This window comes from Peribacillus sp. TE19612 (assembly GCF_056279465.1).
The window spans coordinates 202,852-217,197 of the sequence record NZ_JBWCCL010000005.1; the positions used below are offsets into that span (position 1 = coordinate 202,852).

At 43.3% G+C, this 14,346-nt stretch carries 10 protein-coding genes, 1 pseudogene and 1 riboswitch; of the genes and pseudogenes, 2 read left to right on the plus strand and 9 right to left on the minus strand.

Features of this window, described 5'->3' with window-relative positions:
• Positions 1–259: 259 nt before the first annotated feature.
• The 3 genes and pseudogenes from ribH to ribE form a co-directional block, all read right to left on the minus strand.
• Positions 260–730 carry a 6,7-dimethyl-8-ribityllumazine synthase gene (gene ribH / locus ACZ9AO_RS11130; protein WP_048685088.1) on the minus strand — a complete coding sequence of 157 codons (471 nt, stop codon included), beginning with the start codon at positions 728–730 and terminating at the stop codon, positions 260–262.
• A gap of 78 nt (positions 731–808) precedes the next feature.
• A pseudogene (gene ribB / locus ACZ9AO_RS11135) lies at positions 809–1,447 on the minus strand (3,4-dihydroxy-2-butanone-4-phosphate synthase); the annotation flags it as partial.
• A 19-nt stretch (positions 1,448–1,466) separates the two neighbouring features.
• Entirely contained in the window at positions 1,467–2,105 is a 639-nt protein-coding gene (gene ribE / locus ACZ9AO_RS11140) for a riboflavin synthase (protein WP_034305702.1), read from the minus strand.
• Positions 2,106–2,251: 146 nt separating this feature from the next.
• Positions 2,252–2,383, minus strand: a riboswitch (FMN riboswitch).
• A gap of 190 nt (positions 2,384–2,573) precedes the next feature.
• Here ribE and ACZ9AO_RS11145 point away from each other — a divergent pair.
• Entirely contained in the window at positions 2,574–3,254 is a 681-nt protein-coding gene (locus ACZ9AO_RS11145; protein WP_476109070.1) for a TspO/MBR family protein, read from the plus strand.
• 17 nt (positions 3,255–3,271) lie between these two features.
• Here ACZ9AO_RS11145 and megL read toward each other — a convergent pair whose 3' ends face one another.
• The 4 genes from megL to putP form a co-directional block, all read right to left on the minus strand.
• Positions 3,272–4,447 carry a methionine gamma-lyase gene (megL, locus tag ACZ9AO_RS11150; protein ID WP_476109071.1) on the minus strand — a complete coding sequence of 392 codons (1,176 nt, stop codon included), beginning with the start codon at positions 4,445–4,447 and terminating at the stop codon, positions 3,272–3,274.
• A gap of 214 nt (positions 4,448–4,661) precedes the next feature.
• Positions 4,662–5,798 carry a DEAD/DEAH box helicase gene (locus tag ACZ9AO_RS11155; protein WP_476109072.1) on the minus strand — a complete coding sequence of 379 codons (1,137 nt, stop codon included), beginning with the start codon at positions 5,796–5,798 and terminating at the stop codon, positions 4,662–4,664.
• 47 nt (positions 5,799–5,845) lie between these two features.
• Positions 5,846–7,123 carry an ATP-binding protein gene (locus ACZ9AO_RS11160; protein WP_289348709.1) on the minus strand — a complete coding sequence of 426 codons (1,278 nt, stop codon included), beginning with the start codon at positions 7,121–7,123 and terminating at the stop codon, positions 5,846–5,848.
• 165 nt (positions 7,124–7,288) lie between these two features.
• Positions 7,289–8,758, minus strand: a complete 1,470-nt coding sequence (gene putP / locus ACZ9AO_RS11165; protein WP_063595249.1) for a sodium/proline symporter PutP — start codon at positions 8,756–8,758, stop codon at positions 7,289–7,291.
• Positions 8,759–8,915: 157 nt separating this feature from the next.
• Between putP and ACZ9AO_RS11170 the strand changes: the two genes are divergently transcribed.
• A complete protein-coding gene (locus ACZ9AO_RS11170; protein ID WP_476109073.1) occupies positions 8,916–10,964 on the plus strand; it encodes a molybdopterin oxidoreductase family protein in 2,049 nt (682 codons plus the stop codon).
• 205 nt (positions 10,965–11,169) lie between these two features.
• Here ACZ9AO_RS11170 and ACZ9AO_RS11175 read toward each other — a convergent pair whose 3' ends face one another.
• Together ACZ9AO_RS11175 and ACZ9AO_RS11180 are read right to left on the minus strand one after the other, a co-directional pair.
• Positions 11,170–12,690 carry an aldehyde dehydrogenase family protein gene (locus ACZ9AO_RS11175; protein WP_048685059.1) on the minus strand — a complete coding sequence of 507 codons (1,521 nt, stop codon included), beginning with the start codon at positions 12,688–12,690 and terminating at the stop codon, positions 11,170–11,172.
• A 215-nt stretch (positions 12,691–12,905) separates the two neighbouring features.
• Complete coding sequence (locus ACZ9AO_RS11180; RefSeq protein WP_053537139.1) at positions 12,906–14,339, minus strand: aldehyde dehydrogenase family protein; 1,434 nt, start codon at positions 14,337–14,339, stop codon at positions 12,906–12,908.
• Between the last annotated feature and the right edge of the window lie 7 nt (positions 14,340–14,346).

The window sequence follows — 14,346 nt, forward strand, 5'->3', positions numbered from 1 at the left end:
ACCTAATGATTCCTTACTTCCCATAATTTATAAAGATAAATAATGAAAAAACACATTACTTTGAAATCGAGGTATTCCATTGAAGGGGTTTCGGTGGGTGTCGAAGAGCCGCAATAACTAATCGATCAATGGCTAGGAACTTTGCGAACTTAAGAAGAATTGCCAAATGGTTGAAGAAATTTGACTCAATCAGACCCAAGATCCGGCACATCAAAAAAAGCCGCAGGAATGTTATTTCCTGCGGCTTCCTTATGCGAAATCACTGTTCTATCAATTTTCCAAGGTTGGCCATTTCAATGGCACTAACCGCAGCTTCATAGCCTTTGTTGCCTGATTTTGTTCCAGCACGTTCAATGGCTTGTTCAATATTCTCAGTTGTCAGCAAACCGAAGATAACCGGTACACCTGTTTCCAAAGAAACGGAAGCCATGCCTTTAGCTGCTTCATTGCAGACATAATCATAATGTGAAGTAGCACCCCTGATTACCGTTCCAAGACCGATTACCGCATCATATTTACCTGTATTCACAAGTTTCTTAGCAATTAACGGAAGTTCAAAAGCACCCGGGACCCACGCGATGTCAACATCATTCTCATCAACGCCATGACGCTTAAGACCATCCAACGCCCCTCCTAAAAGCTTGCTTGTGATAAACTCATTAAATCTTCCTACCACGATTCCTACTTTCAATCCTGATCCGATTAATTGTGCTTCAATAGTTTTCCCCATGTCCAATTCCTCCTAATTTTTAAAAACAATAATTTTTTTCATGTTAAGATTTCATTCCTTAAAAATCCTTCAAGCTTTCGGGATGTTCAGTTCAAGTTCCTGTTTCCCGATTGGATCATTATGTTGAAGATACCGAATCAAATCGGCTATCGTAATGAACTTCAGGTTGAATTTATCAGCGATGACTTCTAAATCGGATACGCGGGCCATCGATCCATCTTCATTCATGATCTCACAAATGACACCGGCTGGAGCGGCACCGCATAACTTCGCCAAGTCCACCGATGCCTCCGTATGTCCTGCCCTTCTTAATACGCCGCCTTCTTTAGCGACTATCGGAAAAGTGTGACCAGGCCTTTGGAAATCTTCAGCGACCGAATCTTCATTAAGAAGCTCAAGGATGGTCAAGGACCGTTCAAAAGCACTGATTCCTGTTGAGGTGCTTTTATGATCGATACTTACCGTAAAAGCAGTGCCATGATGATCGGTATTTTCTCCGACCATAGGATGCAGTTTCAATTTTGCTGCCAGTTGTTCAGTGATGGTCGTACAAATCAAACCACGTCCATGAGTCGCCATGAAATTAATCGCTTCCGGTGTCGCCTTTTCGGCCAACACTACAAAATCCCCTTCATTTTCACGGTCTTCATCATCGGACACGATTACTACCTTGCCAGCCTTCAAATCTTCTATTGCTTCTTCTATTGTATGGAACATCATTACACCGCCCTTTTTATTAGAATCCATGCTCTGCCAAAAACTCTAAATTCAGTCCTGGTTTTGGATTGCCATTTTTCATTTGATGTATTATATATTTCCCAATCATGTCGTTTTCGATGTTAACGATATCGCCAGCCGCTTTTTGTCCCAATATGGTGTCCTGATGAGTCAATGGAATCAATGATACCGTCAAAAGGTTCCTTTCGATCCCAAATATCGTCAAGCTGGTTCCATCAATGGCCACGGAACCTTTTGGAATGCAAAAGGCACTAAGCCCTTCTTCCAATTGGATTACATAATATACGGCATTTTCTTTCCGTTCTTTTTTTATGATCGTTCCGGTTCCGTCGATATGACCTGAAACAAAATGACCGCCAAACCTTCCCTGTGCACTCATGGCTCGTTCGAGATTAACAGGTGATCCCAATTTTAACGTCCGGATCGAGGAAGCTTTGACCGTTTCCGGCATCACGTCGACCGTAAATAAACTTTTCGTGAAGGACGTTACCGTTAAGCAGACCCCGTTGACTGAAATACTATCCCCCAGATGCACATCTTCAAGGATTTTTTCAGAACGAATCGATAACTCCATACTGCTTTTTCCTTTTTTCAAGGAATGTACGGTACCGATATCCTCAATGATTCCCGTAAACATGTTTTTCCCCCTTTTATAAAATATAAAAAACCCCTTAGGATGGCCTAAGGAGTTAGCAGGAGAAATGAGTGAAAAAAATTGTATACCTAAAAAGCCTAATATTTTCATTTTCGAAAAATTAGGCGTACGTATACACTTGGGTTCCACACGTCCTTCTCCCATCCAGACTGTACTGTCGGCTTTGGAATCTCACCAAATCCTGCCTTTTAACAGGCTCGCGGGCTTAGAATTTCTTCATCACCGCCGGTTGGGATTTTCACCCGACCCCGAAGGACTAAAATAATATGAATCTTTGAATATTTTATCACCATAAAGTGAAGATGTAAAATTTCTAACCTTAAATGGTTCAATTGTTACAGGAACTTCCTATCTTTATGTAAAAATGGTCCCCCATTAACCCCGATGTGCTCCAAAAAGGTTAGGCAGGATAAATATGTGGAATAGGGTTTCTATCTGTTCGTCGTCACGATGAATTTTTTAGCCAATTTCCTGCCATTGAACGGCCAGACATCAGGAGAGATTTCCGATAAACTTAATGTCCTTTTCACTCCTGCCGGATATGTATTTTCCATATGGGGCTTGATCTATTTCCTGCTCGCCATCTGGGTATTCAGGCAGTTTTTAAGTAAACATCAAAACAGCCCTGCTTATAAAGCATCCTTCCCTTGGTTCGCTTTAAGCTGTGTCCTGAATGGCGCTTGGCTTTTAGCTTGGCACTATGAACACTTTTTGTTATCCGTATTCATCATCTTTGCTTTGTTGGTTACTTTAATGGTCATTTATACAAACATAAAAAAAGTGGAACACACTACTTTTGACCTATTTCCGTTCTCCGTTTATACAGGCTGGGTAAGTGTCGCAACCATAGCTGACATTTCTTATTACCTAACCTATATCAAATGGGACGGTTTTGGGGTTTCCGAATCAACCTGGACGATCGTCCTGCTGATTGCAGCAACAACCCTGGCCTTTTTCTTTGCAGGTAAAAACCGGGATTGGTGCTATCCTCTCGTATTCGTTTGGGCGTTCATAGGCATCGGGATACGAAATAGCGACGCCTATCCGGTAATCACAGACATTTCTTATATCCTGGCTACCATCACTTTTATCGTATCCATCACCATCTTCATTAAAAATAGAAGGAACTAAATGAGGGTTATGGTATCCTAAAATGCTTGTTGAAGATCTTGCCAGACATCCTGCCAAGCTTCTAGACCAACTGAGAGACGGACCAGCTGGTCACTGATGCCCATTTGTTCCCTTGAAGCTTCAGGAACGGCAGAGTGCGTCATGGTAGCGGGATGCTGGATCAATGTTTCGGCATCCCCAAGACTTACGGCAATTTTAATTAGATTCAATTTATTGAGGAAATCCTGTGCATCCTGTTTTGTGCCATGCAATTCGAAAGAGATAAGGCCGCCGCCATGTTTCATCTGTTTTTGCATGATATAATGATCCGGTGAAGCATCATCACCTGGATAATATACCTTTTTCACCTTTGGATGTTTCTTAAGTTCATGAAAGATTTCCATTGCATTGGCCGAATGACGGTCCATCCTGACGGGCAAGGTCTTTAACCCCCGCAATAGTAGCCAGGCGTCGAATGGTGAAATGATTCCACCGATATCTTTCTGTGTAGTCCCAGCTATATGATTCATGAATTCCTTTTTACCGACGACAAGTCCCGCAACGACATCCCCATGCCCGCAAAGATATTTCGTAGCGCTATGAAGGACAATATCACAGCCATATTCAAGCGGTCTCTGTAGGTAGGGCGTCGAAAACGTATTATCGACTACGACCGTTACATTATATTCCTTCGCAACCCTTACCACCATCTGTAAGTCAATCATTTTCATCGTCGGATTGATCGGGGTTTCTACATAGATGCAGGTCGTTTCCGGCCGGATCATTTTCCTAACCTGTTCTTCAGTATCCATTTCACAAAAATCATGCGTGATCCGGTATTTATTTTTCATTAGCTGCAGAAGGCCAAATGTACAACCATATACCCCCTGTGAGCAGAGGATGTGATCATCTGTTTTAGTTAACGCAAAAAGTACTGCTGAAACGGCAGCCATGCCTGAACCGAAAGCAAGGCCAGCTTCCCCGCCTTCCAGTGCGGCAATCTTTTCTTCAAGCACTTGTACCGTTGGATTTCCAAGGCGAGAATAAATATATCCATCTTCGATACCGGCAAAACGCCTCTCCCCTTGCTCGGCATTTTCGAAAGTGAATGTTGAGGTTTGGAATAAAGGTGTTGCCAAGCTTCCCAAATGCTTCTTCGAGTCATATCCTTCATGGATGACTGCCGTTTCAAACTTTTTATACTTTCCTGTCATACCGTCTCCTCCTAACCTATGTCTATTGCTATCATATGTCAAAAATCCATATAAAGGAAGCGTTTTCATTCATGATCATCACCCATAAATGAACTCCTGAATTTATAGTAAATATAATATGATTACTCCAGGGCAATAGATGAAAAAGTCCAGTTGGATTTACCTGGGCATTCGCAAAAAAGGGACAGCCGCATGGCCGTCCCTTTTTTGCGAATCATTCATCGACTACGATGTTTCCACCATAGAAAGTTACTCTCGTTAATGGAATCTCCAGTTCACGAGCCATTTTTTTCAACTCTCGCTCTTCTCTTTCCGTTACGATTGAAATGACCGTACCATCTGCACCTGCACGCCCAGTTCTACCGGATCTATGGATATATTGTTCGATGTTGTCAGCCATATCAATATGAACGACCGCAGTAAGACCTTTAATATCAAGCCCCCTTGCCGCTACATCCGTTGCTATCAGCATCGGGGATTTTCCGGAACGAAGCTTGCGCAGTGCTTTCTCCCTGTCGACTTTATTGGATTCACCGTGAAGCACGCCCATTTCAATACCTTTATAACTCAGTTTTTCGTGTAAGACGCTAAGCTCCGCAATATCATTCAGGAAGGCAAGTGCCTTCACATCTTTAAGTCTTGTGATTTTCTCGAGAATCTTGGACTTTTCCCGTCTCTCAACAACAAAGTAAAGATGGTCCACCTTGGATTCCATTTTTTCATTTTTATCGACCTTGATCATTTCGGGTTCATTCATGAATCCCCGGGCCGCTTTTTCCGTTTCCTCTGGCAGGGTTGCTGAAAATACCATGATTTGCCGATCTTTTAGTGTTGTTTTGATAATATTATTGATCGTTCCCATATGCTCTGGAATGATCAATTGGTCACCTTCATCAAGTACTATCGTCTTAACTTCATGCATCTTCAGTTTCTTTTGGGCAATCAATTCGTAAATCCGTCCCGGTGTTCCAGCAATCACTTGTGGACGCTTCTTCAGTTTGTCCAACTGCCTTTTCACATTAGCACCGCCGATGAATGCTGCACCCGTAATGCCGCTTCCCTCTGACCAAATGCGAATTTCTTCATTGATCTGCATGACCAGTTCTCGTGATGATGCCAGAATCAAAGCCTGGGGCGATTTTTTTTCAGAATCAATCTTTTCCAGCAATGGCAATAAATATGCCAATGTTTTTCCTGTACCTGTCGGTGATTCGGCCATGATATCCTTTCCCTCGACAATCACGGGGATCGCTTTCGTTTGAATCGGGGTAAGTTGTCCGAATCCGGATTTTTTCCAGGCTTCTTGTATATATGGTTTTCTATCGTTTATTAATGCAGGTAATTCGCTCATATCGTTCTCCTTTAATATAAAACTTTTCCTATCTTTCATAGTACCATTTATTCTTGTCCAGTAGCCAACGGAATACGAATTGTAACCGTCGTCCCTTTGTTTATCTCACTTTCAAAATCCATTTCCCCCTGAAGGCGATGAACGATTTTCCGGCAAATTGCAAGCCCGATCCCTGAACCTTTTTCCTTCGTCGAGTAAAAAGGCTCACCAATCCGTTCAAGGCGCTCGGGCCCCATTCCCATGCCATTATCACTCACGCTGACTACAGCATGTCCATCGATTATTTGCAGAGATATATCAATTTCCCCATTATCTTCAATCGCTTCAATGCTGTTCTTGACGATATTGATTACCAACTGTTTAAGTTCAATTGAATCAGCCATAATATAAATCGGTTCGGCGGTTTTAATCCTTAGCCCCATTTCGATATTATTCAAATTCGTTTCTGCTTTCATCAACGTGAATACCTGTTGTAAACTGTCGGCAAGATCGATCCTGCAGTATGCGACATCCTGTTTCTTCCCGAGAACCAAAAGTTCACTTGAGATAATATTGATTCGGTCAATTTCCTTCAACATGATATCAGAATGCAGCGGGTTCACTTCCTGGGTCATATCCATTAACTGTACGAATCCTTTTAAAGATGTCAGCGGATTCCTTATCTCATGTGCGACGGCCGCAGCCAGATGTCCGATAACAGATAGCTTTTCAGACATGATCATCAATTCCTCTTCGCGCCGCAATTCGGTAATATCCCTAACGATTGCATATACTCCAAGCATTTCCGAGTGGACGATGATCGGTAAAAAGGTTACACGGATAATCCGTTGTTCATCACCGCTATTCTGAATGGTCGTTTCGAATTTTACAGCCTCCCCTTGAAGGGATTGTATAAAGAACTCAGCTACTTTATCACTTTCATTCCAGTTGATGAGATGATTAGCATTCTTGCCTTTCGAATTGTCACTATTATGACCTAACAGTTTTTCGGCTTCCGGGTTTATCGAAACGACATTTCCTTCGAGATTCAGCTCAAGGACACAATCCGGGTTATGCTTGAACAGCGACCGATACTGTTCATCCTTAAGAATGAATTCCTGTTGGGACCTCAACATCTTCCCCGTCCAATACCTGATTATGAAGTATAGGAAAAGCCCGGTTATGAATATGAACATCCACCCTTTGGAATGTTGAAACATTGCATATATTTGAACATCTTCCCTCGCCTGTGTCATAGAGATGTAATCCGTAACGATAATCCATAAGACCCCAAAGAATATATATATAAAAGCCACTTTACATGCAATTTTATGAGATTGGTTCATATTTTTTCCTTTGCATTGTTTTTTGGTTTATTATTCCCAAATCACTCAAAAAAAGCCCTCATGTTTTCAACATAAGGACTCTATCGATATTGTACCATATATATTGCATTCATTGTTTTATATCGTTAAAAAATCCAGCAGCAGTTTAACTGGACGTTAAATAAATCAAGAAAGGTTTTTAATGGCTTGATTGAATTCTTCTTCTATATCTTTTGTAGGCTTGGCCGTTAATAAGCTGAAAACGACAACCGCTATTGAACCAGCGATGAAACCAGGAATGATTTCGTATATTTCAGCAAACTTATCGATCATATCCCAGACGATCACGGTTGCCGTACCGACAATCATTCCCGCCAAGGCTCCCCATTTCGTCATCCGTTTCCAGTACAGGCTTAACAAAATGACAGGACCGAATGCCGCCCCAAAACCAGCCCATGCATAACCAACCAATTTAAGGATCGTACCGCTTGGATTAAAAGCCAATAATAGGGCAATGACAGATATCGCCAACACACCAAACCGACCTACCAGCACTAATTCCTTATCAGATGCGTTCGGCCGAATGAACTGCTTATAGAAATCATCTGTCAGAGCACTTGCCGATACCAACAGCTGTGATGCAATCGTACTCATGACCGCCGCTAAAATCGCAGCCAACAAGAAGCCTGTAATTAAAGATGGAAACAGTTCTTTAGCTAATATGATGAAGACGGACTCAGCATTCCTATCCCCTAAAGGACTATTTGTCAGGTTAAAATATGCTATTCCCACCAATCCGGTGAACATCGCTCCGACTATAGCAAAAATCATCCACCCCATACCGATTCGCCGTGCACTTTTCAATTCTTTAACAGATGAGACCGCCATGAAGCGAACGATTATATGAGGCTGCCCGAAATAACCAAGCCCCCATGCCAGAAGAGATATGATGCCAATGGTTGATGTTCCTTCAAAAACATGCAATAAATTCGGGTTAATCGATTTTATTTCATTGAAGGTAGGATCCCAGCCCCCAATATTTACAATCGTGACAACTGGTACTAGAATTAAGGCAATGAACATGATTGTACCTTGTACGAAGTCCGTCCAGCTGACAGCCAGGAATCCGCCAAATAATGTATAAAGAATAACAACGCTCGCCGTCAGCCAGATACCCCACCGGTAATCTAAATTGAAAGCCGTACGGAAAAGCTCACCGCCTGCCACCATGCCTGAAGAGGTATAAAAGGTGAAGAAAATTAAAATGACCGATGCTGATACCACTTTTAAGACCCGGGAGCCATCTTTAAACCGATTTCCCAAAAAGTCGGGAATCGTAATCGAATTGCCGGCAATTTCCGTATATGTCCGAAGTCTTGGTGCCACGAATAACCAGTTTAAATAAGAGCCTGCACACAGGCCGATGACAATCCAGCCAGCACTCAACCCGCTTATGTACATCGCACCAGGAAGACCCATCAACAGCCAGCCACTCATATCGGAAGCCCCTGCACTCAATGCCGTTACAGCCGGGCCCAAGTTCCGGCCGCCAAGCATGTAATCGGTTAAGTTAGCCGTTTTCCGATAGGCCAAATAACCAATTAAAAGCATACCTACCATGTATATTGCAATTGATATTATAATTCCATATTCCAAAAATGAATCCTCCTATTTATAGGTTAATTTTCATCTTGTAAGCTTATCAGAAAAAAAAACATATGTTAAGAAGTTCTTGCACCTTTCAACGATTTCACTTTCAATATAAGTAAGAAAATTCATTTTATTAGAATAAATCATTTAGGAGGAATACGCCATGCAATCCTATATCAATCAGCCAGATGGAGTCTTTCCTTCTGTTTGTTCTCTTGACTGTCCTGATCAATGCGGTTTACTGCTGCACAAAAAAGATGGGAAAATCATTAAAGTTCAAGGAGACCCTGATCATCCAGTCACAAAAGGGAATATTTGCAACAAAGTCCGCAACATGACTGCCCGCCTATATGACCCCAATCGCTTAAAACAGCCATTAAAGCGCATTGGTCCGAAAGGAAAAGGGAATTTCGTTCCAATCAGCTGGGAAGAGGCCATTGACACAATCACTTCCAAATGGAAAGACTTGATCGAAATGTATGGACCGGAAAGCATACTTCCTTACAGCTTTTACGGAAACATGGGCAACCTCAGCGCCGAAGGGATGGATCGCCGCTTTTTCCACAAACTCGGCGCAAGCATGCTCGAGCGTTCCATCTGTAATGCGGCAGGCTCAGTCGGATACAGCTATACAATGGGTGGTTCATTCGGCATCGATCCAGAAGAAACGATTCATACCAAGCTATTCATCATGTGGGGCATCAACGCTGTGAGCACAAATATGCACCAAGTGACGCTTGCCCAGCAAGCCCGAAAAAACGGGGCCAAAGTAGTTGTCATTGACGTTCATAAAAACCAAACCGGCAAGTGGGCAGATTGGTTCATTCCGATTCTGCCCGGCACCGATAGTGCACTTGCCCTCGGATTAATGCATATTCTTTATGCCGAGAATCTAGTCGACCAGCCCTTTCTCGATGAATACACAGTGGGTGCTGCTGAATTGCGCGAACATGTCCGCCAATATGACCCTGCGACCGTCTCCGCGATAACTGGCGTTCCCATTGATGACTTATATGAACTTGCCAGGATGTATGGCACTACAAGCCCATCATTCGTTCGGATAGGCAATGGCCTGCAGCACCATGACAATGGAGGCATGGCGGTACGTACCATTGCCTGCCTGCCTGCCCTTACCGGCCAATGGATGGAGGAAGGCGGCGGAGCCATCAAAGGTAATTCAGGATATCTGGCCTTTAATATAAATGCCTTAAGACGTCCTGATTTATTGCGAAATAAAGCTACCCGGACCATTAATATGAACCAAATCGGCCAAGCTCTTATGGAAAAAGAAAACCCGATTCGCTCCATGTTTGTATACGGCTCCAACCCAGCACTTGTCGCTCCGAATGCAAATAAGGTGCAGGAAGGTCTAATGCGGGAAGATCTATTCACAGTGGTCCATGATCTATTCTTAACCGAAACGGCCATGTTTGCCGACCTCGTCCTTCCTGCCACGTCATCTTATGAAACGGAGGATTTTTATAATTCATATTGGCATAATTACGTCCAAATACAAAAACCTGTAGTCGAAAAATATGGCGAATCGAAATCGAATGTTGAATTGTTCAAACTGTTGGCTGCTGGGATGGGATTTGGGGAACAAGCATTTAGAGATTCAGAGGAAGATATGATACGGCAGGCTCTGGATTTTCCCAACAACCCGCATTTGGAAGGCATCACCTATGACTCTCTTTCAAGGAATCAATTTGTCAAAGCCAAAATGCAGCCGATGTTCCCAGGCAAACTCCCGACACCAAGCGGTAAAATCGAACTTTATTCCGAACGGATGAAGCGGGATGGATACGAGCCATTGCCCACATATACGCCAATCATAAAAGACAGCGACCTGCCATTTTTATTCATTCCGGCACCTAATCACAATTTCTTGAATTCAACCTTTTCAAATAATGCCAAACATATCTCCATGGAAAAGGAACCGAAACTGCACATGAATGCCGCCGATGCCAAAACAATGGGAATAGCCGCCGGAGATATGGTTAGAATCTGGAACGGTCGCGGTGAATGTTTGCTTACCGCTGCTCCCGGTGAAAATGTGTTACCAGGCGTTCTTGTCAGCCAAGGCTTGTGGCAGAATACGCCCGAAACAAAGCAACATATCAATTCCCTTACCCCAGATCGCCTCGCGGATATGGGTAATGGCGCCGTTTTCTTTTCAGGACGGGTTGATCTTGAAAAAGTCCAACAAAAGTAGAGAAATGTTTAGCAATCTTTAAATATATCTGCGATTTTCGGATTATGCGATTCTCGAATTATATCTGCTATTCTCGAATTATATCTGCGGTTCTCGAATTATATCTGTGATTTTCGGATGATATATCTGCGATTCTCGGATTATATCTCCGATTCCATAGAAAAAAGGCTGTTCCCCAAGGAACAGCCTTTTTTCGTCAAGCTATTTACTCTTCATCAAACCAGCCTGTTGGCTGGATATCCAAGTTGTTATTGATTTGCTTCACTTCGGTGTAAGCTTCGTAACCGAAAGTTCCCAGTTCGCGTCCATTTCCACTTTGCTTGAACCCTCCCCAAGGAGCTTCGTTGTAAGTCGGATGATATGAGTTTATCCACGTGATGCCGGCACGCACTTTTTTAATGACACGGTACGCTTTTGAGATATCATTCGTGAACACCGCTCCCGCTAAACCATATTTCGTATCATTGGCAAGTCGTAGAGCTTCCGCTTCATCCTTGAATTTTTGAACGACGAGCACCGGTCCAAAAATTTCTTCCTGCACAATCCGCATATCCGGTGTCGTATCAACAAAAATAGTAGGTTCGACAAAGTAACCTTTATCCATGCCTTCTTCTTTAATTCGATTTCCACCGACGATTAATTTGGCACCTTCTTCTTTTCCGATTTGGATATACGATAATATTTTGTTCATATGGGCTTCTGAAACGATAGGTCCCATCTGGCTGTTTTCATCAGAACCTGAACCTACTTTGATTTTTTTCGCCTTCGCCGTAAGACTTGCAATGAACTGATCGTAAATGGACTCTTCCAATAGTAAACGGGAGCCTGCTGAGCACACTTGTCCTTGATTACAGAAAATCCCGTATAGAGCATAATCAACGGCAGTCTCAAAGTCAGAATCCGCAAATACGATATTAGGCGATTTGCCGCCGAGCTCCAATGTGACTTTCTTTAGGTTACCCAGCGAAGCCTCCATGATCTTACGTCCTGTTGCCGTGCCTCCTGTAAAGGCTACTTTATCGATTTCCTCATGCTCTGCAATGGCTTGTCCGACAACTGGCCCCGCTCCTAACACAAGGTTCGCGACACCTTTTGGCAATCCTACCTCATCCATGATTTCAAATAGTTTGACCGCCGTCACCGGAGTGATCTCAGATGGTTTGAACACAACGGAATTTCCTGCAGCAAGTGCCGGAGCGAGTTTCCAGGCTGACATCATTAGCGGGAAATTCCAAGGAACGATCTGCCCGCATACACCGATCGGTTCCCTTACGACCATCGATTGCTGGCCGTCAGGAACTTCAAAAGTCTGACCTGTCGGTTTTGTGGCCAATCCTGCATAATATCTAAAACATGCTGCCGAATCAGCTATATCAAAACGAGCCTCACGCAATGGTTTCCCATTATCCAATGTTTCCAACGCAGCTAGTTCTTCAGCTTTTTCTTCTATTTTGTCGGCTATTTTGAATAAAATGCGAGCTCTTTCGACGGCAGGAGTTCCCCACCAACCCCCTTCATAGAAAGCATATTTTGCTGCCTCGACCGCTGCATCCACATCTTCCTGTGTTCCTTCCGCTGCTTTGGCAATAACTTCCCCCGTGGCCGGATTCAATACATCCCTCTTCTCACCCGAAGTCGAATTCACCCATTCCCCATTGATGAACATCTTTAAGTCCAATGCTCCCGTTCCTTCTTTTTTCGTATTATTTTGCAAAGTTTCCTGCATGTAATTTCCTCCTCTGTTTTAAGTTATCTACCTATATATAATATGAGCAAGATTCATGCCAGTTTGAAATTTTAGTTAACTCACGGTTTTTTGCCCATTCCGCTCATATTTAAATTCAGTCGTGAATTACCTATTCATTTTTGCATAACCCATAGGCAAAACTCTTCCTAGTTTCATAGAAAAAAGAGATGAGCAGCTGCTCACCTCTCTTCTGATTAATTCCGATTAATAATGACCAATTTCATTTCCGTCATTTCTTCAATGGCATATTTCAACCCTTCGCGCCCAGTCCCGCTTTTTTTGACTCCGCCATATGGCATGTTGTCAACACGGTAAGTTGGGATATCATTAATGATAACACCGCCGACTTCCAATTTTTCTGCGGCAGAAAGAGCCAGATTGATATTTTCCGTGTAAATCCCGGCCTGCAATCCGAATTCGGAATCATTGACCAAGTCAATCGCTTCCTCAACGGAAGAAACCTTATTGATCAAAACAATTGGAGCGAAGACTTCCTGACAAGATACCTTAAGCATTGCATCCACTTCCAGCAACACAGTGGGATGCAGGATATTTCCTTCAGATTTACCTCCTGCTGCAACTATCGCACCGTGTTGTTTAGCTTCACCGATCCAATCCAGGCTTCGCTGTACATCCCCGGCGCTGATCAATGCTGAAATATCCACAGATGGGTCCAAAGAATCTCCCAGTTTCAAGCCATTCGTTGCTTCCGTGAATTTTTTGACGAACTCATCATACACCTCTTCATGAACATAAGCGCGCTGTAAGGAAATGCAGACCTGCCCTTGAAAAGCGAATGCTGCCGATACACAGCGTTGGATGATTTTATCGATATCGATCCCTTTATCCACGATGACAGCCGCATTCGAACCTAGTTCAAGACTCACTTTCTTTAACCCGGCCTTATTACGGATCCCGATTCCTACAGCCGGACTTCCAGTAAATGAGATGCTCTTCACCCGTGAATCGGTGACTAATTTATCACCGATTACCGAACCGCTTCCGGTAACTAAATTAAACGCACCTGCCGGCAAATCCGTTTCGGCCAATAATTCAGCAAGAAACAGTGAAGATAGCGGTGTTTGGCTCGCAGGTTTCAGGACGAGTGTATTTCCGGCAGCAATGGCCGGGCCCACTTTATGGGCAACCAGGTTCATCGGAAAATTAAATGGCGTAATCGCACCCACAACGCCTAGAGGCTCACGGACCGTGTATCCTATCCTTCCTTCTCCGTCAGCTGTGGCATCCATGGTCAATGTTTCTCCATGAATCCTTTTTGCTTCCTCTGCTGCAAATTTATATGTGGCAATCGTCCGGGATACTTCAACCATTGCCGTTTTAATCGGTTTCGCTGCCTCTTTTGCAATAATTTCAGCTGCCTCATCTTTGCGGCTTTCCAAAAGGCTCGCAAGCTTTTCAAGTATGGCAGCGCGTTTATGACTAGGTAAAGCTGCCATCGTTTTTCTAGCCTGATAGGCTGATTCTATGGCCAACTCGACATCTTCAAGGCTTGCCGAGGGAATCTCCGCTAGAACTTCCCCGCTATAAGGGGACTTTAGTGTCGTGAACTTTTCAGCTTCTTGCCATTTACCATTAATGTATAATTTCTTTTTCAGCGTTTCCGTCATGACCATC